This window comes from Polystyrenella longa, assembly GCF_007750395.1.
Classification (GTDB): Bacteria; Planctomycetota; Planctomycetia; order Planctomycetales; family Planctomycetaceae; genus Polystyrenella; species Polystyrenella longa.
The window spans coordinates 1433697-1454898 of record NZ_CP036281.1 but is presented as its reverse complement, the minus strand read 5'-3'; the positions used below and the strand labels follow the sequence as shown (position 1 = coordinate 1454898).

The window sequence follows — 21202 nt, the reverse complement described above, 5'->3', positions numbered from 1 at the left end:
ATCCGAAACTAACACCCGATCTGAGGACGGGATTCTCCTTTCGCCACAGGTGCATCTGTGCTCAAAATGGTTTAGAATTAACACGCTATGAACAGTTCCGCAGCGGAAAACAGTCTCGATTTTGCACAAAACATCACGATTCAAGGCGTAGGCCTGATCGGGGGGTCGATTGCGGCCGCGCTGAAGATCCTGAACTTCCCCGGTACAATTTATGGCGTCGGGCGAAATCCAGAGCGGTTGCAGGAAGCCCATGATCGCGGTCTCATTGATGAAGCGACCACCGATATTAAAGAAGCGGCGGCTAAATCGGACCTCATCATCGTTTGCACGCCCGTCGACCAAATCGTCGACAATGTGCGAGAAGCAGCTGACGCGGCTCAACCGGGGACTTTGATTACAGATGGTGGCAGCGTCAAAGGGTCCATTTGCGGCCCTCTTGCTGAAGGACTTCCCGACGGAGTCTGTTTTATTGGATCCCACCCTCTGGCTGGATCGGAAAAACAGGGATTCGAACATGCCCAGGCGAATCTGTTTGATGACCGAGTCTGTGTCGTTACTCCGGTGGAAAATACCCCTCCAGATCAACTTAAACGAGTGATTCGTTTGTGGGAAATGCTCGACATGCAGGTGATCGAAATGGATGCGGAAACGCATGACATCGCCCTCGCCCAGACCAGCCATCTCCCCCATCTCGTTGCCAGCGTGCTGTGTGGTGGCTTAGCGGACGCAGATCGCAAATTAGCCGCCACCGGTTTTCGTGATACGACGCGGATCGCCTCGGGCGATCCGGGACTGTGGCAGGCAATTTTCCTGGGAAATCAAGAGGGGTTGCTCCGCAAGCTCGATGATTTCCAAACGCTGTTACAACAATATCGGACCGCGATTGAGAATCAGGACGCGGCCACCTTGCAAAATCTACTCGAAAACGCCAAAAGAAACCGGGACGGACTGTCCTCATAACCGGAACGGTGGTTCACATCTGTCCCACCGCTTATCATAGGTGGCCAACTCCTTTCTCCAGAGGAATTGCCCTGAAAGGAAAGGGTCACCACTGAACAGCTTTGTCTGTTCTACTCTCGAAGGAAAGATCAAAAAGCATGTTGTGGGAAATCGAAATTTCACCCGTCTCCAGTGAAATCAATCGAGAATCAGAACGCGTCCTCGTCGAAGCAGGCCATCTGGGCGCCGATTCCGTCAAAGAAGTCCACGCGACTCGCTCTTTTCTGATCGAAGGTCCTCAGGAAAAGACAGTGGTCGAAAAGATCGCGAGGAACTTGCTGGCGGATACCGTCGTTGAGAACTTCACCATCCACTCTCTGCCCACTTCTGCCGCTGATACGACTGCAGGCGAACTTCTGTTGAACGTGCTGTTCAAATCGGGCGTGACCGACAATGTCGCCTCCAGCACTCAGAAGGCATTGGCTTCACAGGGAATTGATGTCACCGCCGTTTCCACCTGCCGTAAATACACTTTCAACAACGATGCTAAACCGGCCGATCTGCAACTCGTCTCAAAACGAGTCCTGGCCAACGACGCCATCGAGCAAATTGTCGAAGGGCCACTGCAACTCACCACGATCGGTTTGGGAAGTGATTACGAATTCGAACTGATCACCGTACCCATTCGCACCATGTCGGACAGTGATCTCGAAAAGCTGGCAAAAGAGGGGCAACTTTATCTGAGCCTCGTCGAAATGCAGACGATTCAGAAACAATTCCAGGAACTGGACCGCGACCCTACCGACATCGAACTCGAAACGGTTGCCCAAACCTGGAGCGAACATTGCTCGCACAAAACCTTGGCGGGCCGCATTCACTACGTCGACGAAAGTCGCGATCTCCACTTTGAAAACATGCTGAAAGAAACGATCTTCGCAGCCACGGTCAATATCCGGAAAGAACTGGGCGACGACGACTGGTGCGTCAGCGTCTTTTCCGACAACGCCGGGATCGTGAAGTTCGACGAAAAACAGAATGTCTGTATTAAAGTCGAAACACATAACCACCCTTCTGCTCTGGAACCTTACGGTGGAGCGAATACCGGTATGGGTGGCGTCATCCGCGATCCGCTGGGAACCGGACTGGGCGCGAAGCCAGTTTGTAACACCGACGTCTTCTGCTTTGCCGATCCGAAAACTGCTTACAGCGATTTGCCTCCAGGGACGCTGCACCCCAAAGCCGTCATGGAAGGGGTTGTCGCGGGGGTTCGCGATTATGGAAACCGTATGGGCATTCCGACCGTTAACGGCTCGGTGTTCTTCGACGACCGCTACCTCGGTAACCCGCTCGTCTATTGTGGCAACGTCGCGATGATCCCCACAGACAAATGCTTTGGCAATATGTCCCCCGGTGACTACATCGTCGCCGTCGGTGGCCGAACGGGCCGCGATGGTATTCACGGAGCCACATTCTCTTCTGCCGAACTAACCGAAGAGAGCGAAAGCCTCTCCGGTGGAGCGGTACAAATTGGGAACGCCATCACCGAAAAGATGATGCACGACGTCATTCTCGAAGCCCGCGACCGAAATCTCTACAGCGCCCTGACCGACTGCGGAGCGGGTGGCTTCAGCAGTGCCGTGGGTGAAATGGGCGAGAAGACGGGTGCCGAAGTCTGGCTTGAAAAGTGTCCTCTCAAATACTCCGGCTTGGCTTATCACGAAATCTGGATTTCCGAAGCACAGGAACGGATGGTCCTTGCGGTTCCCCCCATGAGCTGGGAAGCCTTCGAGGCGCTTTGTGCCGCAGAGGGTGTGGAAGCGACCATCATCGGAAAATTCACTGACACCAAACATCTGGTCCTGAAATACGAAGACCAGATCGTCGGGGACGTCAGTATGGAATTTCTTCACGACGGTCGGCCCCCCGTTATTCGGGAAGCAAATTATCAGCCCCCCGCCAGCAGTCCTGTCGAACTGACGGACCAAGCTTCTTTTAACGAGGAACTGAAAGCGATCCTGGGTTCGCTCAACGTCTGTAGTAAAGAATGGATCATTCGCCAGTACGACCATGAAGTCCAGGCAGGCAGCGTGGTGAAACCACTTGTGGGTGCTCAGTCCGATGGCCCTGCCGATGCCGCCGTCGTGCGACCTGACCTGACCAGCTCTCGTGGACTGGTCATCTCCAATGGTATGAATCCCGAATTCGGCGATTTTGACCCATACTGGATGGCTGCCTCGGCCATTGATGAAGCGGTTCGAAATTGTGTCGCTGTAGGTGCCGACCCGAGTCGTATCGCGATTCTCGACAACTTCTGCTGGGGCAACTGCGAGAAACCGGAAGTACTGGGAAGCCTGGTCCGTGCCGCCCTCGCCTGCCAGGAAGTTGCTCAGGCCTTCGGCACCCCCTTCGTCAGCGGTAAAGACAGCTTGAACAACGAGTTCTCCTACCTGACTGAATCGGGCGAACAAAAAACAGTCGCCATTCCATCGACTCTGTTGATCAGTGCCTTAGGACAAATTCCCGACGTCAAGAAATCACTTACCATGGACCTCAAGGAGGCGGGCAACCGACTCTATCTGATCGGCAATACTAAAGAGGAAATGGCCGGAAGCCATTATCTGAAAGTCACTGGCAAGTCCGGTGGCCAGGTCCCCCAGGTCGACCTGGTTCAGGCCCCGTTGATCTTTCAGGAACTGCACGACGCGATCATGAACGGAACGATTCGTAGCTGTCACGATTTAAGCGAAGGTGGACTCGCCGTCGCTCTCGCGGAAATGTCTTTCGCGGGAGAACTGGGAATTGATGTCGACCTTTCGAAATTGCTCGCTCAATGCGAACTTTCGGAGGCGGTCGCCCTCTTCTCTGAAAGTAACACCCGCTTCGTAGTCGAAGTCATCCCCCAACAGGCCGAAGCCTTCGAAGCCCACTTCGAAGATTTGCCACTGGTTGTTCTGGGTGAAGTGACCAACAATAACCAGGTGATCATCAAAGGAAAATCAGGCAAAGCCATCATCGATGCCGATCTCTACGAACTGAAAACCGCATGGAAAAGCCCTCTGGCATGGTAAGCAGAGCCAGGTTCTAGAACTTTCATTTTGATTGAGAGTTTTTTTCAACACGAAGGCACGAAGACACAAAGATGAATACATCAGACTTTGTCCCGATGCCTGAGCACTTTGTCCCGATGCCTGAGCACTTAGAAACCCTCGCGACGGCTATTGTGGATTCCTGTTCTCAAGTCCATAAAGAACTTGGACCGGGATTATTGGAATCTGTTTACCAAGCCTGTCTTTGTCATGAACTTTCATTGCGAAACATTAGCTTTGCACAAGAAGTCCCATTTCCGGTTGTTTACTAAAACTTAAATTTAGAATCGGGATTACGGCTCGACATGCTAGTGGACAACTCGATTGTCCTCGAGTTGAAAGCGGTCGAAACAGTACTTACAGTTCACAAGGCTCAACTCCTGATTTACTTGAGATTAACCCGCTTGCGGCTTGGATTCATTATTAATTTCAACGTACCGCGAATTAAACAGGACATACATCGAATAGCTCATTAACCCCTTTGTGTCTTCGTGCCTTCGTGTTGAAAATAAAACCCACAACTCAGCCAGAAAGGAGCCGAATATCATGAGTGATTCTTCTCTCAATCTGTATCAGGATCATTCGCGTTCCTGGCAGCAGAATAAGTTCGTCTACCCGGTACTGTCCCGACGAAGTAAAGGGATCTCAATTGGGGTGAACTTGAACCCGGATAAGATTTGCAATTTTGATTGCATCTACTGTCAGGTTGATCGCCGCAGCGAATCGGAAACAAGGTTCGTGGGTCTCGATCAATTACTGGTGGAACTAGAGCATATGTTCGAATTCGTCAAATCGGGTGACCTCTTTAAAGAAGAGAAGTTTCAGGAAGTCCCGGCGGGACTTCGGAGGTTGAACGATGTCGCCTTCTCTGGTGACGGGGAACCGACAACTTACAAGAACTTCGATGAGCTGATGCAACTGGCGGCCGATATCAAAGCCGAACATGATCTGGACGATTGCAAGATGGTCCTCATCACCAACGCCAGCATGTTTCATCGCCCAGTTGTGCAACGCGGACTGGAAGTCCTCGACAAAAACAATGGTGAAGTCTGGGCGAAGCTCGATGCGGGTACGCAGGAATATTACGAACTGATCGACCGGTCGCGTATCAAATTCCAACAGGTACTAGACAACATCGCTGCCGCCGCGCAGGTCCGCCCGCTGGTCATTCAATCGCTGTTTATGAATGTCCACGACGAGCCCCCCACTCCAGCAGAGATCGCCGCCTATTGCGACCGGCTCAATGAGATCAAGGACGCGGGTGGACAAATCAAACTGGTGCAGGTCTACACGATCGCTCGCCAGACGACGGAAAGTTATGTCACGCCTCTGGCTGACGCAAAGGTCGACGAAATTGCGACGCAGGTTGAAAACTCGACGGGTTTGTCCGCTGAAGTTTATTACGGTCGTTGAATTCAGCTCTACTCACTATCCACCATCTGGAGAATCTTCCATGGAACCACGCGTCAGTATGCTCGGACTGGGTGTCCACGATCTGAAGAAATCTGTTGAGTTCTACGAACAGGGGCTGGGATTTTCGCTCGCTTCCTCCAGCAACGAAAACATCGCGTTTTTCAATCTGAGTAACCTGGTTCTCAGTTTGTATCCGTGGGACAAACTTGCGGAAGATGCGTCCGTCCCCGCCGAAGGAACCGGCTTTCGTGGTGTGACTATCGCGCACAATGTCCGCTCTAAAGAAGAAGTTTCTGAAATCCTTAAGCTCGCCGAGTCTGCGGGCGGAAACATCGTGAAACCCGCGCAGGATGTTTTCTGGGGTGGACACAGCGGTTACTTCGCGGACATCGACGGCCACCTATGGGAAGTTGCCTGGAACCCAAAAGCCATTCTAGACCAAGCTGGCGGAATGCTGTTTGATTGAACTTGGGGTTGTACCAAATCTCGTTTAAATAACAGTGGCGGCTGGTCAGTGCAAAAAACGAGTGAAAACTTTTTTTGAGCCGCCGGTATCCGCTCCGGTTTTCGAAGACACGCTCTAGAAAGTCCTTCATGGCACCTTCCTCATGGCAATCAGTTCTGACATTGAATGAAAAGCGAGAACCGATTGCGGGTTCGACGGACAAGCTGAACGTCGCCATTCGCCGGGGTGCCGACCTTCGTATCTACACCGAATTTCGGCATAACGAACACTTGGTCCCCGGTGCCGAAAACGACGAACTTGTTGAAGAAGTTTCTGAGTTCCGGGTGACTTATCTGATCGACAATCGCTGGTCCGCCGGGATCATGACATTACGTCAACCGATTGAACCTCCCTACGGTTTTGGCCCTCGCCCTTCGATGTCGTTCTTTATGTACAACCAGAATGGGCAACAGGCGATTGCGCGTCCGTATCTCGATAAAGAACCGGTAACAGGTAAACCGGGGCCAAGTCCGCTGGAAGTACCGGCGAATATGCCCAAGTACCATGCGCTGGATAACTGGGATGCCGGAACCCGTGGACCTTCGCATAACTTCATTTACGACTTCGGTGAATATCGGTTCTGCGTCCGTGACGACTGGCGCGAGTTGCTGCATCACGATGAAAATGGGAAAGTCCTGAGTGGTTCGCTGGATGAATTCGCTGATTCTTTTCGCACCGGTTGTGAACTTAAGGTCGGAATCACTAACCTCTGCGAAGATCTCTCCCGGGACGATTCCTCCCTGCCGCACGAAGTCTTCATTCAGCTTGGCCCCGGTTACTATCACACCCAAACCCGCATCTTCTCGGCAGGCAGCCATCCCCTCGTCCGGGTTCTGCCGAACATACCCTTGCAGTATGCTTCTCGCAATTGGGACTGCGGCTGGTTAATGCCTCGTACCGATGGATTCCTGGCTCGCCAATTGCTGGATCCACTCACGCAGGAATTCGTGAAGTCAGAATCCAAACATGCCATGCGCTGGTTCGTTCGCTAATGAACGGAGTGCAATCTGTTACATCCCGAGTTCTTTTTTCAGGTTTTCCAGTTCGTCTTCAATGCTCTTGTTCCGTTCGACATCGAGCGACGATGGAGGGGTTCCCACGGACGAAGTCGCGACATCGGCTACGGACTCTCCCTGCAACTGAGCCTGTTTACGCAGGGCTTCGTTCAGTCGCCCTTCCACAGCGCGGAAGGTGGTCGTTAGATGTTTGACCGTCGCCTGAGCCGCTTTATGCTGCTGCTCCAGCCCGGCGACCACATCTTCCATTTCCTGTTTGCGATGGAGTGCTTTACGGGCCGATTCTTCGTTGCCCTGTTGAAGAGCGTCTCGCGCTTCGGCCAGCCATGTTGCTAACTCGCCCCGGTAGGTATCGAGTTCGGACAGAATTCGTTCTTCCTGCCGCTGGGAGTTTTTGACGGCGCGCTCGGCACCAGCCACTCCCTCCTTCATTTCCAGAATGATCACTTCCAGCGCTTTGCCGGGGTCTTCTTTGGAAGCCAGAATTTCAGAAAGATTGCAGGATACAATATCAGTTAAACGACTGAAATAAGTCATGTTTACACCCGTTCGGCCATCAGTGAGTGGCCATCAGTTGGAATGATCCGTCTCAATTCCTTGAAAGGGAAAAAACCAGAAAGTCTCCGGACCGTCATGAAAATGGATTTGTGTCGGTATCAATCTAATTAAATATACTAATTAAACAGAGCACGCAGCCATCGTTCATCCGGATGGATTCCAGGAAACGGTCTGAGAACAGACCCCTGGAGGAAAAACAGGTGGTGCGACCACCGTCGGCCCACAGCAGGGAATACGCCCCGTTTCTCCCGGAGGATCATGGTCTTTTTCTTTTTTTTGAATTGAGTATTAAAATCCCGGTGAAAAAGTCAGTGGATTCCCTCATTCGCCGTAATTCAGCGAATGAAAGGTTATTTACAAAATAGGTCGTACAACTTGTGGGCTCCAGTCCGAACAGCCTCCTGAAAATCCTTCTCAGCCTCATTTATTCGTTCTGAATTACTCAGGCGATTTTATTCAGGAATCCGATGTGCTGTGCGAAGCGTCGATTCCTCGTTCTTTCAATTTTTCCTGTAGCTTTTCTCGCGCCAACCTTAGACGGCTTTTGGTCGTCGGAAGCGCCGACTCCATAATTTCAGCCACTTCCGGCAAACTGAGCTGGGAATAATGATGTAAGGTGAAGGTCAATCGTTGTTCGTCGGGTATTTCCTGGAGCAGGCTGTCGACCAACTCGGATAATTCCGCCTGATGCGCCCGGTCCTGCGGAGAGAGGATTTCATCCCGTATGCGAGCGAGGCCATCGTCTTCGTCCTCTTTTTTACCCTTGTAGGCATGCACCAAAGCGTCGCGCGATTGTCTGCGAATACTGTCGATCATCAGGTTCCGGGCGATGCGATACATCCAGCCGCGAAACTTCCCCCGGGGAAGATAATCCCACGCTTGATCGTATATTCGCAGCATCGTGTCCTGCGAGAGATCTTCCGCCATCTGCGAATCGCGAATGTTGCGATAAAAGAAACCTATCAACTGCGGTTGATACTTCTGTACCAGCGTTTCGTACGCATCGGTTTCGCCGCTTTGGATGCGGAGCATTAAATCGTCATCTTCGTGCATGTGCGAAACCGGTATGGGAAAGAAGAGAAAGCGAGGCTGGTCTATTTTCCAGTGAGATGATCGCCTAAAATGGATTCCTTGAAATAGTTATCCGGGACGACCATTCAATATGGCATCCCGGAGGTGCCGTTCCTATAGTTCGGCGACCTTACACAGGATTTCTCTGAGCAGGATTCCTGTGGGCTGCATTGTACTCCTTTCTCTGCGGACTTTGAAGCAGTATCCAACCAACAGAATTCGACCTGAAGAATCAAACCGTGAAAAAAAATGGGAAAATGACGTTTGAACTGCAATACGGAACCACCGGGAACATCCGGTTAGAGATTCCGGAAGAGAACGTAATTTCCACGTTTAGAGCCCCTCCGCGCTGCGACGACCTCAAATCCCGCGTTCGGGAAGCCTTGGAAGAACCACTCGATTTCCCTCCTTTCTCCCGATGTATGATTCCCGACGACCGGATGGTGATCGTCCTCGATCCCGAAACACCGGAAGCGGCTACGCTCGTAGAGACGGTTTGCGAGATCGCTCTGCACAAAGGGGTGAAGCCAGAACAAATCACCGTTCTGCTCCCTGCTCACAGTAGTAGTCTGCTGATTGAACAGTTGCAGAAGCATCTTCAAGAGCAATGCGGTGCCGAGATCAAAGTCGTCGAACATGATGCCTCGCTGCCGAATGGAGGTTCGTACCTCGCATCCAGCAGCACCTCGGACCGCATCTATCTTGACCCGGCGATTATCGAAGCCGATTTTATTTTTCCGATTGGACAAATCGCTTTCGCCCCCCTGCTTGGTTACAAAGGCAACTTCAGCACGCTCTATCCGGGAATGTCGTCCGAGGAGGACATTAAGAAGTCCCACGGTCAGGCGAATGTTGAACTCGAACCGGAAGACGAACGACAGTTACATCAACTCGTCGAAGAAATCGGCTGGTTGCTCGGAATTCAAATTACCTTGCAGGTTATCGCGTCCGAACAAGGTGGCGTGTCTCATGTGCTGGCCGGTGCCCCCGAATCGGTTATGCGGCGGGGCAAGGAACATCTCGAACAAAACTGGACAGTTCAAATCCCCGATCGACTGGAAACGGTTGTTGTGTCCGTTGATACATCGGGAACGGGCCAGCATGGTTGGCGAGAAGTCTGTGCAGCGATTGAAACGGGGCGTAAGCTGGTCGAGCATGAGGGTCGCATCATTGTCCTCTCCCAATTGCAGGAACCAGCTGGAAACGGAATTAACCAGATAGCCCGGAGTGAATTCCCTACGGATGCGATGCGTTCTCTTCGGGAGACGATGCCGGAGGATGTGATCCCCGCGTCACAACTGGCGCGTGCCCTCGACTGGGCGCGGATTTATCTGCTCAGTTCGTTAGAAGGGGACTATCTAGAGGATCTCTTCATGATCCCTATCACCGACGAAGCTGACCTCACCCGTCTGCTACAGAACGAACTCGGCTCTACCGGTATCATCGGCTCCGCTCAGAACGTCCACGGTGCCGTTAATCTCAACGACTAAAACCGCGGCGAGTCTGCTGCGAAGAATCCGTTTACGCTTCGACTGTGTTTCGGGCTGGTCGTTTCAACGTGGAAACCCAGATCCCGGCGAACAAGGGGAGCACCAGAAAGAAGATCAATCCGTACTGGTAGGTTCCAAAGAAGTCTTTGGAGAAGGCCAGCGGAAGCGTACCCAGGGCGGCGGCGTAAATCTGGATCGACAGTGCCATTCCCCTGACGGACCCCTGATGCAACCTTCCAAAATAGTTCGGCCAGACAACCGTCCCTGCGCTGCGAAGTGTTCCACCTTGAAAACCGAGACAGCCCGAGTAGATGATCGCGAACCAGGCCACGGGCATGATTAACAGAACAAGAACACTGACCGTCAATGCAACCATCGACGTAATGAGTGCTGCTCGGATCATATTTTTATCACACATGTAACCCGCGACCAGACTGGCTACAGTCGCCATAATTGCTTGAAACCCGATCAGGTTCACCGCCCACAGAGCGGAAATATTTCGTTCTTCCAGCATCGAAAGCTGATGGAAAATGAGACCCGTTCCCAGCATGGCGCTGACGCTGATGACCATCGTCACTTTCCAGAACTCTGGAGAACGGATCGCCTCCCCTAATTCGAATGATTCTTCATCGGGAAGTAACAATTGTGGTTCCGGTTTTTTGATTTCCTGGTTAACGCGGGCTTCCTCTGCGGCAACTGGGCCGGGAGCGCCGTCAGGGTATAAACCGATATCCTCTGGACGGTTCCGAACCAGAAAGAGACTGGGAACAACCAATGATAAAACGACAATCCCTCCGCAAACCAGCCAACCGGTTTGCCAGTCGAATCGTTCAATCACGAAACGATTCAGTTGAGGGAAAAAGAGAACGGACAAAGTACCACCGACGCTGATCAAACCAGTCGCGATACCCCGTCGTCGAGCGAACCATTCACTAACCATCCAGGTGGAGATGAGAGTCAAAGTCCCCTGCCCCAGACACCGAATCGCCGTGAATCCCAAACAGAGACCAACAAAGCTGGTCACGAGCGACATGGAGTAGCAGGAGATGCCCAGGAGAACTGCAACCAGTGGCAGCATTACCCGGGCTCCATATTTATCCAGCCCTCGCCCCATGAAGGGAAGGCAGAACCCACCGACCAGAGTGGCGAGTGTATAGGCGGCAGAGTAAATCGTGCGGTCTAACGTTCCGCTCGCGCGGGAAGCATCGCTGATAAACCAACCTGCAAAAAAGCTGTTTGATAAGTCCAGGCTTTTCAACATCGGATCGATAAAGATGGCAACCGAATACGACTGGCCCGGTCCCGACATGAACATCGCCAACGCGGCCAGGCCGAGGATACTTCCGCCCCAGAATTTGAAAGAAGGTCGGGGGGATTCTTCGTGGTTCGAATTCAGATCAAAATTTCCCGACGAGAGAGTTTTCACTGAGGACATTTCGCCGTCTGAATTTGCGCAAGTCACCGATGAACCGGTATTCTCCGGCAAGGAAGACTCGGTGGGACAGGTTTCCGGGAAGGTCGAATTGGAACAGTCTTGGTTCATTCTGAAATTATCTGGTTAAAGGGTGCAGTACGGGAGCGCTGCTGGAGTATCCTTCTGGACAAGAAGAATACCACCGGGGTTCATCTCGCGTGGTCGCCGTGTGTTTCGATCCGTTTCCGAAAGGCCTGAGGTCCGTCGGAAGGAGCAGATGCTTCCCTATATTGCGCTGGGTAAGCCTTCCGGAGTGCGTCCGAACTCGACTGCTAATCTCCGGGTATCCTGATCAACTGAAGGGGCGAATACTTAAAAGGGATCAGGTTGACCTGTTTTAGCGGACGTTTTTACGTAGCGGAAGATCATATTCAAAAATATATGACTAAACTCGGGAAACGACTCTCACCAACATCGTCCGTTCAGGCAGCTGATGAACACCAGCCCGGCTTCTTCGTGCTTTCACTCCCGCCAGCTGGTAGTTATCCATAGATCCCGGGGAGCTATTCAAAACCACGAAGGCACAAAGAAACAAAGAAACAAAGAAACAAAGAAACAAAGAAACCACAAAGAATCAAGTTGGTAAGAAATCGTTCGTTTTCGATCCGTGGTGAATCGGAGGCCAGCCTGTATCTCTTTTAAACTGTTAGTGCCCTTAGTGCCTTTATGGTGCAAATTCAACTTGTTCGCGGCCTGACAACTAATGGAATGTTAGAGCACTACAACAAACTCCGAATGTAATCGAGAGCTTCCTCTACTTCTGGGACTTCGACACCTTTTTCTCGGCCGCCGCGATCGCATTCACCGAGGAGTATCAGGTCTTCGTAGTATTCCGATTCCTTTAACCGACGCCGGGCCCGCATTCCGATTGTTCCATCCGCCATCTTGTGTGCTTCCATGTGGTGCTCGATCAACCAGTGGGTTCGTTCGGTGATAAACCCGGAAAGAGCTTCGAGCCCTGTCTGCACATGGTCCAGCGGATCAATTCCCTTTCCGACATCATGCAATAAGGCCGCGAGTAGCATTTCCTCGTCGTAAGGGACTTCGTCGCACATCAGATCGTAGACCTGCAAACTGTGATACAGAGCGTCCCCTTCCGGGTGGTACTTCCGGCTCTGCTTGACTTGACCAAGCGGGAACAGTAGCGAGGCATAAACCTGAAAACGATCCAGTCGGTCCTCGGCTTCTTCGACAGCCTCATCCAGTTTCAATTCGGGGTATTGCGTCTGGAGGAACTGTTCAAACTCGGATAGCGAGGCGCGTTCCATCGCCTTTCCCGTAATGGAAGACTTGAAAACGTATTGGGCTTTGTCGGACGGATAAATCGTCAGTTCGACGGGATACCGCTCCTCCACATGGATGTGCACGAAGGTTTGTTCTTCCCCGTTCTTCCGAACATGTTTCTGCTCGACGGTGAATTCCATGCCCTCTTGATCGAGGCAAGTCGTCACAGAAGAGGTCGACGCGGCGAATACGTGGATATCGACATCGGAACCTTTGCGAATATGGCCCGTGAGCGTACTGCCGATTGCGCGTGGTTTGAATCCACGTAGCAGTCGGAGAAACCGGAGTGCCTCGATTCGCATCTCCTGTAATTTATCCTGATGACCATCCGCTTCGTAGATAGTGGTAAAGCGTTGTATCTCGAACCGAATTTCGGCATTGCTGGGCAGTTCGGACGGTTTCACCCATCCCTGACAGATTTTACGAGCCGCTTTCATTTTGGCCCGGTAATACTCTTTTTCCTGCCGGTGGTACATCATTCGGGCAGCTTCAAAGACAATCTGCCGACGCAGTTTTTCATTCGCCATTTAAGGAGGCAGTTCACATTCGAACTGTAGCACAATCACTCCGGGGGAGTGATCACTCAATAAGAACTGTTAATCGTAAACTAGGAAGGTTCGTCTGCCGACAATATTATCGGTTTGTCACACGAGGAACAGGGCAAGTTATCTTCCTGCTCGCCCAAAAGCAGAAAAGCACCACTCGATTAAGGGGCGAGAGATTTCCCCGCTGGACTCCATTCCCCCTGATCAATTACGGGGGCTCGCTGGAGGCGGGCCGACGATGGGGGTGTCCATTTCATCTCGGACTGCACTGTTTGTTGCGGTTCGAACTCGGGCGATTCAACTTGTCGTCGTGGCAGCGAATGCCCCTGGTTCGCACCACCCAGTTGATCCTCGCGCTGTCCAGCGTGAATCACATCGGAATGGGAAGTTGCGTCGACCTGCTGAAGGTGATCCAGCAGAATTCGTTGAACTTCGAGGACGGTTTTCGGATGACGATGAAGTTTACTATGCTCCGCGTGTACGACAACTTCGGACTCGACGGAATCCAAATGAGCACTCAAGTATGGGACAACGCCATCGGAATTCTGTTCGAGAGGTTTATCAGAGGTGATCCCCACCACGTTGTGATACCGCACCCATTCGGCTTTTTTCGATTCAAAATTCGCCTGTAGGATCGGAGACTTCGGTGACAGAGAATCGATGCTCGTCGCCGATGATATCTCGTTCAGTAAACCGGAGGGATCAAGCGTCAGGATACTCATCCCAGCTTCCATCGTATGCCCTGGCAGCGAAATCAACTTGCGCCCCAACCATTGGGTGAAGTTATTTGCTAAACCCGATCCCTGATTTGGACTACCAATGGTTACCACCCGTTTGATCGATTGTTCTGGTTCAAAATAGAACAGTCGTTTCAACTGAGCTTGAGATTCCTCGGAACCGCCAACTTGCTGAATTGGCTTTTCACTGATTTTGTTCCAATAGACATCCCCGCCATGGGAGGTCAACATACGAGAAACCAATCCCCCCATGCTGTGCCCGACCACCACCATCTCATCGAGTTCATGCTCTTGATCCATGTGCGCGAAAGTCGTTCGCAATTCCTGCAGATTGTCGCGAAGATCGGCCGTCGTCTCCCAGAAAGGTTGACCACTGGGGTACAGGTAGAACAGAAACTGATATCGATCGCGGATTTCGGGAACTCCGCGCAGGTCGTTCATCATTTCCATCCAGGTCATCGGGCTCGACCAGAGACCATGAACCATCAACACCGGAATCTTGCCTGGTTGATAAGGTTGAACCATATACAGGCCCGAAATTTCCTTCGCTTTGTCTGCCCAGACGAGGCCGTAGGTATCAAGATGTTTCAACTTCGGGCTGTCGAGAAAATAGGCGAGCGGCGTACTGATATCGCTTTCGAGAGGAATTTCATAGTTCGCTACCTGAATGCGGGTTTGCTCCAGCGGATCTTTCAATTCCAACTCCGCTTGTAAGGGGGCGTTGGGATTCGACTCATCTTTCTTCAATCGGAGAAAGGCAGTGATCGGGAAACTGAGATTAGGTGCGTAATATTTGTCCTGGAGAGCTCCGCTCGATTTACTGGAGCGAACGGCGATCATGGGGACGCCGAGTCCATGTGTGCGATATTTATTAGTCAGGCCTGTCAGTTGGTAATCAGAAACAAACTTGAATTGATCAAATTCCTGATCGCGCCAGTTCAATCCTTCAGATCGAATGGAGAACTCGACTTCACGTCCGCCCACCATATCGATTTTTCGGAACCCTGGCTTTAACTGGCCTGCCTTCTGAATTTGACGCAGTCCCGCCTCGAGCGACACATTGTAGAGATCACAGGCTCCCCGAAACTGGGGGTCATACGGATTTGCCGAATCGGCGAAACGAGGATGAAACAGATACTCGTACGAATAAAGCACGCAGTTGAAATAATGCTGCATCGCCGCCTGGTTATGAGACCGTTCGAGGTCTTTCCCGGCGAGATAACTCAGCTCGGAAATCGCGTAACAAGTCTCATGGCTGGGCGTCTTTCGGTAATACTCCATCAACCCCTGAAGTGCCTCGGGGCTGGGATCGCCACCGGATTCGGTCAGGTCGTATCGCCTCAGTGTTTGTACCGTACGTTCACTCGGTTTGGGACCGCGCCAGGCGGAGAGTTTCAGTTTCTCCGAAAGGGGGTTTTGCGGAACTGTCCGGACTTTGACCAGCCTGCTCGTCGCGCACCCCGACACTCCGCAAACGCACACCAGAATCAGCACGATTCCGAATACGATGCGTCGCCGTCTGTGAAATAACGCGAACGCGGACATCCTTGTCAGACTTCTTAAAAGGTATCGTGAGGCGAAAGTCGCTCGCCTCCGCCATCATCGCGTCCGATGGAAAAGCATCCTGCTCTCATCTATGCCCACGAATTGGCTCCAGTTATGAAGATACGGATTAAAGACAAATCCCGCGTACCATAGGGATTTTCGCCGACAGGTCAATCCAACTTTGTTTTCGCAATCGACTTGCGTTAACAAACAATCGCTCTTCCGCCAGCCTATGGAGACAGAGGAGAAATGGCCCCCATAACCTTATATGGCAGTCTATGTCGGATTGCTTAAAAATCTAGGTGACCATGAAAATTCGTTAACAGCTTAATTTTTTTAGTGTACGATAAAAGTCAGTATGTGGGGAATGTACCCCACACAGAGTGGTTACCCGACCGACGTCCTCTGTTCCTCACTCCGCTTTCCGATTCGGTAAGCGGTCTTGGTTTCGCCTTGATAAAGAGTTTTACTCTGATTGCTTCGGACCTGCATTCAATTGATCAGAAGAGAGCCTGCTGACGGGCAGTATTGTCAGTGACTCCCAGTACGATTATTGAACCGAGTGAATAACGAGTACGGACGAGTCAAACCGGGTGATGACTTCTGTCTATCCTCTTAATGACTCCTCCCAAGAGTCTGCGTTGATCTCAAATTGTTAGGACCGATATGAGTTTGAATTTGTATGTAGGTAATCTGCCCTACAAGACGAATAGTGACGACTTGAAAGACGCTTTTTCCGAGTACGGCGAAGTGATTCGAGCCGCTGTCATTATGGACCGCGAAACCGGTCGCAGCCGTGGTTACGGTTTCGTCGAAATGGAAACTGGAGGCAAAGAAGCCATCGAAGCAATGGACGGATTCGATATGGACGGTCGAAGTCTTAAAGTCAATGAAGCCCGTCCCCGCCAACCTCGCGCCCATTGATCAGTTCCCCCGTCTTCTCCGACAGGGAACTTCGGCTACGAGGCGAGTAAATCAGAACCAATTCCGGGACTTATTCGGAGGCTGACAACCCCGCCTCCCCACCCGCACACCGATCTCCGTCACTGCCCACGGAGATTTTTTTACGCGCGGTGGATGTGGCTCTGAGGCATTCCGAATAAATCTCAAATCAACCGAACGTGTTTCCACTAAGCCAGCACATCCTTAATCACATGCCCATGCACGTCCGTGAGTCGCCGTTCGAAGCCGTTGTAGTAATAGGTCAGGCGTTCATGGTCTAATCCGAGCAGGTGCAGAACGGTCGCATGGAGGTCGTAGACCGTCGTCGGATTGTCGACTGCTTTGTAACCGAATTCGTCGGTTGCGCCGTAGCTGAAGCCTTTCTTGACTCCCGCTCCGGCAAGCCAGCAGGTGAAGCCGCTCGGATTGTGGTCGCGACCGCTGGCCCCTTTCTGGAAGGTGGGCATCCGACCGAACTCGGTGCAGAAGAGAACAAGCGTGTCTTCCAGCAATCCGCGTTGTTTGAGATCTTTGACGAGCGCGGCGGCTGGTTGATCGAGTACCGGCCCGTGCACCGCATATTGCTCTTCAATTTTCTTATGTCCGTCCCAGTTACTGACCCCTTCTCCTCCTGTTTGATAAGCGCCGTTAAAGAGTTGCACAAATCGCACCCCCTTCTCCACCAACCGACGAGCCAGAATGCAGTTCCGGGCGAAACCTGCTTTCAAGGTATTCTCGGTATCATCTGCCCCGTACATTTTCAGAATGTGATCTGGCTCCGAATTGAGATCGCTTACTTCCGGAACGGAAAGTTGCATGCGCGCTGCCAGTTCGTAACTGGCAATTCGTGCGGCGAGTTCAGAGTCCTGGGGGTAACGGGCTTGATGCGATTCGTTCAGGAAGCGAAGGTAATCCCGCGTCGATTTATCGGCGACCGCGTCGATCGCTGCCGGTCGGGAGAGATTTCGAATTGGGTTTGACGCGTTGAAATCGGTTCCTTGGAAAGCGGCCGGAAGAAAACCGGGCCCCCAGTTATTCACACTCGACTGCGGTGTACCCCGCGGATCGGGAATAGCGACATAGGCGGGCAGGTCGGCCGTTTCGCTACCCAGAGCGTACGTCACCCAGGCTCCCATGCTGGGAAAGCCATCAAGCGTATTGCCAGTAGACATGAAGTTTTCACCGGGTCCGTGTGTGTTTGTTTTGCTGGTCATTGAATGAACAAAACAGAGATCATCCGCTAACTCAGCCATATGAGGCACCAGATCCGTCACCATTTTTCCCGACTGCCCGCGTGGTTTGAATTTCCAGGGCGACTGGACCAAGTCCCCCTGCTCTCCCTGAAACGTGATCAACTTATCCCCGCCCGGCATCGGCTTACCGTGGTGCTTGATCAGGTCGGGTTTGTAATCGAACGTATCGAGATGACTGATCGCACCAGAGCAGAAAATGACGATCACGTTTTTCGCTTTTGCCGGATAATGTCCGTCTCGCCGAGCATGGGGGTTGGCTGGATCGATTTCAGGCCGGATTGGTGTTTTCTCGGAAGCGGAAAGCAAACCAGCCGAACCCAGCATCTGTGCGAGCGCGATACTACTGAGCCCCGTCGCCGAGTTGCCGAGAAATGCACGTCGGTTGAGTAGCTGATTCGTCCAGCGAGTCGGTTGATTTGACATATTGATTTCCTTGGTGGAAGACTGGACTCGTTCTTACGGAATAAACAGGAATTCGTTCGAATTAAAGATTGCACGGCACATTGCTACCAGCCCCTGCTCTTCGACGAACTGTTTGCTGCGGCTCAGTTCTATTGCCTCAATGGGCCGGTTGTAGGCCAACTTAAATGCCAACTGAATCTGGTTGTCGACAGAATCCGGAGCCTCTCGCCGAAGTCGTTGACTGAACAGATCCGCCTGTTGCAGGACGAACCGGCTGTTATACAAGTTGAGGGCTTGCAGCGGCGTAGTCGATCGGCTTCGTTTCGCCACGACCTGGCTGGCGTCGGGACAATCAAACAAACCAAAGACGGAATCTTTTTCCTGTCGAACTTTGGTCATGTAAATCATGCGTCGCCAGTCTTCGGGACCATAGTTCTGTTTGGGGTGATAGTGTCGCACGTTTTCAAAGTCGACCGCAAATGCACTGAATCCCGGGCCTCCCTGTTCAAGATTGAGAACATCCGAAACGGCCAGTATCTGATCTCGTATCACTTCCGCCGCCAACCGTCGAGGAGGAAAACGCCAGAGATAACGAGCCGCCGCATCCACTTCGAGTCCTTTCGCCACAGGGTGACTCGATTGCTGAAATGTTTGGGAAGTCAGAATCAGACGATGGATATGCTTAAGCGACCAGTTATTCGAGCGTAGTTCATTAGCGAGCCAATCCAGCAACTCGGGATGCGTCGGCAAAGTTCCGTTACCACCGAAATCACTCGGTGTATCGACGATTCCCGTTCCGAAATGAAACTGCCATAACCGATTAACTATCACGCGGGAGGTCAACGGATTGTCCGAACTGACAATCCAATCTGCCAACTTTACCCGTCGTTCCGATTCATTGGTTTCTTTTTCCAGACCGAGCGTTCCCAGTACTTCAATAGTATCGGGGACAACTTCTTCTCGCTTAGCCATCGGATCGCCTCGATACAGTCGATGCGTCGGACCCGGTTCTGTAAACCGCCCGAGATAACCTTGAGGTTGATTGCTTTTCAGCTTATCGAACTCACTTTTTAGAGTTTGTCGCTCGATAACCATCGCCTGTAAGTCCGCCAGGTTCTGTGACTGCGACTCTGTTTGCACGTTACTAATATCAGTGGTCGAACCTTCCCCCGGAAGTCGTGTTAACGAGGTCGCCACGAGTTGCCATTGTTCCGTTCCTGGAATCTGGACTTCAATTTTATATTGCGAAGGAACCCGGTCACGATATTGTCCCAGCCGATCACGTCCCCAAACGACCTTCGACAGATACTGGGGTTGTTCCAAATCAATCTGAACCCACCCCTTCCCCCGTTCACTCGAAACCCAACTATGCTGATTTCCTACACGGCCATCGCAAACATGCTGGAGCTGATGGATGGCATAGCCAGGCAGTGTCCCCGAGGTATTAAAAGTTAAATCATTCGTTTCGGAATCAAGAGGTTTCCCGGCGGCCTCTTTTGAATCGGCGGCGAAAATCTCGATTTCATCCAGACAGGGTTCATTACCACCAATTGTGGCTTCAATCGAGAATCGTAAACTCGACGCTAGAACGGTTTCAAATTCTTCAACGTTCTGTTTTGAATTCACGGGTTGTCGCAAACCGCTATCGGCCAGCTCACGATCAATTTTTTTGAGTTCCTGTTGGACGATTTTCATCCGCTGGGATTCAGGAGAATCTTCCGGATACCTCAAGGTCCGGTCACCATGCTCGACACCGGCGAATACCGCCTGGATCGAATAATAATCCGACTGCGTGATGGGATCGAATTTATGATTATGACAGCGGGCACAGCCCAAGGTGAGTCCAAGAAAAGCGGTTCCCGTCGTATTGATCAAATCGGCCAGTTCATCCTGCCGTTGCATTAACGTCAGATTGATGTCGGGGCTTTTCACCAGGTCATGGGGCCCCGCGACGAGATAGCCTGTTCCTAGATCGGCGTCCAGCACATCACCAGCGAGTTGCTCTCTGATGAATTGATCGTAAGGTTTGTCGTCATTAAAACAGGCAATCACATAATCGCGGTATCGCCACGCATGAGGCCGTTCGCGATTGGTTTCGAAGCCAGTAGTCTCACCGAATCGAACCAGGTCCAGCCAATGCTGCGCCCACCGTTCCCCGTACTGAGGACTTTCCAATACACGTTCGACTAATCGAGCGTACGCATCAGGTCGCTCATCCTGTTCAAAAGAGGTCACCTCGGCGGGTGTGGGTGGCAAACCGAGCATGACTAAATAAAGACGCCGAATTAGTTCCCGACGTTCTGCCGGTGCGGAGGGTTCCAACCCCTTTTCCATCAGCCGCGCACCAATGAATTGATCAATTCCGGTGGCACCCCAATTGGTGATCCCTGCGGGTGGCTTCACTTCAGCGATCGGTTGAAACGACCAATGGTCGGTTGTCAGTTTAATTTCTTCGTCTGCTTCTGATCCGGGTACAACGGCGCCAGCTTTGATCCAGGCGGACAGTAGGCCAATTTCCTGGTCCGACAATGCGGGTCCACCGGGCGGCATCTGTTCTTCTTCGTTGGTGCTTTTCACCAACTGCAGCAGGTGGCTCTCGTCTGGCTTTCCAGGAATAAGCGCTGGCTCACCTGAATTGCCACCGCGCAACAACCAGGCGCGACGGTCAATACGGAATTCACTTTCCTGTAGATCAGGGCCATGGCAGTCGAGACAATGAGTGGCGAAGAGCGGAGCAATGTCTCGCTCGTGGTCGATTTCTGTAACCTCCGACGAACGTTCAGCGGCCGTCGGTTCCTCCGCAAAAATAACCCCGTTAGTAAGGCAGAATAAAACCAATGCCAAAAAGGGGATACTGGAAAGAGGTCTGGTCATAAGAAGCGACCTTGGTTTTTTCACCTGCAAAATGGAAATCGAGTCACAGGCTGCAGGAGGGAGAATGC

The 21202-nt window shown here is 52.0% G+C and carries 14 protein-coding genes and 1 pseudogene; 8 read left to right on the top strand and 7 right to left on the bottom strand.

Annotated features, from left to right (window positions below; translation table 11 throughout):
- Positions 1 to 87 precede the first annotated feature (87 nt).
- The 6 genes and pseudogenes from Pla110_RS05465 (at position 88) to Pla110_RS05440 (ending at position 6935) form a co-directional block, all read left to right on the top strand.
- Positions 88 to 960 (top strand): prephenate dehydrogenase, encoded by an 873-nt coding sequence (locus Pla110_RS05465; RefSeq protein ID WP_144994016.1) that lies wholly within the window; start codon positions 88 to 90, stop codon positions 958 to 960.
- 137 nt (positions 961 to 1097) lie between these two features.
- Positions 1098 to 4007 (top strand): phosphoribosylformylglycinamidine synthase subunit PurL, encoded by a 2910-nt coding sequence (purL, locus tag Pla110_RS05460; RefSeq protein ID WP_144994014.1) that lies wholly within the window; start codon positions 1098 to 1100, stop codon positions 4005 to 4007.
- Positions 4008 to 4078: 71 nt separating this feature from the next.
- A pseudogene (locus Pla110_RS22845) lies at positions 4079 to 4501 on the top strand (GxxExxY protein).
- A gap of 70 nt (positions 4502 to 4571) precedes the next feature.
- On the top strand, positions 4572 to 5438 hold the full coding sequence (locus Pla110_RS05450; RefSeq protein WP_144994012.1) for a radical SAM protein: 867 nt from the start codon (positions 4572 to 4574) through the stop codon (positions 5436 to 5438).
- A 40-nt stretch (positions 5439 to 5478) separates the two neighbouring features.
- On the top strand, positions 5479 to 5904 hold the full coding sequence (locus Pla110_RS05445; RefSeq protein ID WP_144994010.1) for a VOC family protein: 426 nt from the start codon (positions 5479 to 5481) through the stop codon (positions 5902 to 5904).
- A 128-nt stretch (positions 5905 to 6032) separates the two neighbouring features.
- Positions 6033 to 6935, top strand: coding sequence for a hypothetical protein (locus tag Pla110_RS05440; protein ID WP_144994008.1), 903 nt, complete (start codon positions 6033 to 6035; stop codon positions 6933 to 6935).
- An 18-nt stretch (positions 6936 to 6953) separates the two neighbouring features.
- On the opposite strand, the gene Pla110_RS05435 is transcribed toward Pla110_RS05440, so the two are convergent.
- On the bottom strand, positions 6954 to 7496 hold the full coding sequence (locus Pla110_RS05435) for a PspA/IM30 family protein (protein WP_144994006.1): 543 nt from the start codon (positions 7494 to 7496) through the stop codon (positions 6954 to 6956).
- A 477-nt stretch (positions 7497 to 7973) separates the two neighbouring features.
- A complete protein-coding gene (locus Pla110_RS05430; RefSeq protein WP_144994004.1) occupies positions 7974 to 8570 on the bottom strand; it encodes an RNA polymerase sigma factor in 597 nt (198 codons plus the stop codon).
- A gap of 257 nt (positions 8571 to 8827) precedes the next feature.
- On the opposite strand from Pla110_RS05430, the gene Pla110_RS05425 reads away from it, so the two are divergent.
- A complete protein-coding gene (locus Pla110_RS05425; RefSeq protein WP_197440522.1) occupies positions 8828 to 10078 on the top strand; it encodes a lactate racemase domain-containing protein in 1251 nt (416 codons plus the stop codon).
- 31 nt (positions 10079 to 10109) lie between these two features.
- On the opposite strand, the gene Pla110_RS05420 is transcribed toward Pla110_RS05425, so the two are convergent.
- From Pla110_RS05420 to Pla110_RS05410, 3 genes are all read right to left on the bottom strand, one after another.
- Positions 10110 to 11513, bottom strand: coding sequence for an MFS transporter (locus tag Pla110_RS05420; RefSeq protein ID WP_197440521.1), 1404 nt, complete (start codon positions 11511 to 11513; stop codon positions 10110 to 10112).
- Positions 11514 to 12271: 758 nt separating this feature from the next.
- On the bottom strand, positions 12272 to 13363 hold the full coding sequence (locus tag Pla110_RS05415; protein ID WP_144993998.1) for an HD domain-containing protein: 1092 nt from the start codon (positions 13361 to 13363) through the stop codon (positions 12272 to 12274).
- A 179-nt stretch (positions 13364 to 13542) separates the two neighbouring features.
- Positions 13543 to 15663 (bottom strand): alpha/beta fold hydrolase, encoded by a 2121-nt coding sequence (locus Pla110_RS05410; RefSeq protein ID WP_144993996.1) that lies wholly within the window; start codon positions 15661 to 15663, stop codon positions 13543 to 13545.
- A gap of 666 nt (positions 15664 to 16329) precedes the next feature.
- Between Pla110_RS05410 and Pla110_RS05405 the strand changes: the two genes are divergently transcribed.
- Complete coding sequence (locus Pla110_RS05405; protein WP_144993994.1) at positions 16330 to 16587, top strand: RNA recognition motif domain-containing protein; 258 nt, start codon at positions 16330 to 16332, stop codon at positions 16585 to 16587.
- A gap of 206 nt (positions 16588 to 16793) precedes the next feature.
- Here the strand turns inward: Pla110_RS05405 and Pla110_RS05400 are convergent, their stop codons facing one another.
- Together Pla110_RS05400 and Pla110_RS05395 are read right to left on the bottom strand one after the other, a co-directional pair.
- The gene (locus Pla110_RS05400) at positions 16794 to 18281 is read right to left on the bottom strand and encodes a DUF1501 domain-containing protein (RefSeq protein ID WP_144993992.1); all 1488 of its coding nucleotides are present in this window, start codon (positions 18279 to 18281) and stop codon (positions 16794 to 16796) included.
- Between the two features lie 33 nt (positions 18282 to 18314).
- Positions 18315 to 21134 (bottom strand): PSD1 and planctomycete cytochrome C domain-containing protein, encoded by a 2820-nt coding sequence (locus tag Pla110_RS05395; protein ID WP_197440520.1) that lies wholly within the window; start codon positions 21132 to 21134, stop codon positions 18315 to 18317.
- Between the last annotated feature and the right edge of the window lie 68 nt (positions 21135 to 21202).

Bases quoted from the DNA above. Each gene is read 5' to 3' on its own strand.
- Pla110_RS05465 (WP_144994016.1), top strand. From the start codon at position 88: ATGAACAGTTCCGCAGCGGAAAACAGTCTCGATTTTGCACAAAACATC.
- purL (WP_144994014.1), top strand. From the start codon at position 1,098: ATGTTGTGGGAAATCGAAATTTCACCCGTCTCCAGTGAAATCAATCGA.
- Pla110_RS05450 (WP_144994012.1), top strand. From the start codon at position 4,572: ATGAGTGATTCTTCTCTCAATCTGTATCAGGATCATTCGCGTTCCTGG.
- Pla110_RS05445 (WP_144994010.1), top strand. From the start codon at position 5,479: ATGGAACCACGCGTCAGTATGCTCGGACTGGGTGTCCACGATCTGAAG.
- Pla110_RS05440 (WP_144994008.1), top strand. From the start codon at position 6,033: ATGGCACCTTCCTCATGGCAATCAGTTCTGACATTGAATGAAAAGCGA.
- Pla110_RS05435 (WP_144994006.1), bottom strand. From the start codon at position 7,496: ATGACTTATTTCAGTCGTTTAACTGATATTGTATCCTGCAATCTTTCT.
- Pla110_RS05430 (WP_144994004.1), bottom strand. From the start codon at position 8,570: ATGCACGAAGATGACGATTTAATGCTCCGCATCCAAAGCGGCGAAACC.
- Pla110_RS05420 (WP_197440521.1), bottom strand. From the start codon at position 11,513: ATGTCCTCAGTGAAAACTCTCTCGTCGGGAAATTTTGATCTGAATTCG.
- Pla110_RS05415 (WP_144993998.1), bottom strand. From the start codon at position 13,363: ATGGCGAATGAAAAACTGCGTCGGCAGATTGTCTTTGAAGCTGCCCGA.
- Pla110_RS05410 (WP_144993996.1), bottom strand. From the start codon at position 15,663: ATGTCCGCGTTCGCGTTATTTCACAGACGGCGACGCATCGTATTCGGA.
- Pla110_RS05405 (WP_144993994.1), top strand. From the start codon at position 16,330: ATGAGTTTGAATTTGTATGTAGGTAATCTGCCCTACAAGACGAATAGT.
- Pla110_RS05400 (WP_144993992.1), bottom strand. From the start codon at position 18,281: ATGTCAAATCAACCGACTCGCTGGACGAATCAGCTACTCAACCGACGT.
- Pla110_RS05395 (WP_197440520.1), bottom strand. From the start codon at position 21,134: ATGACCAGACCTCTTTCCAGTATCCCCTTTTTGGCATTGGTTTTATTC.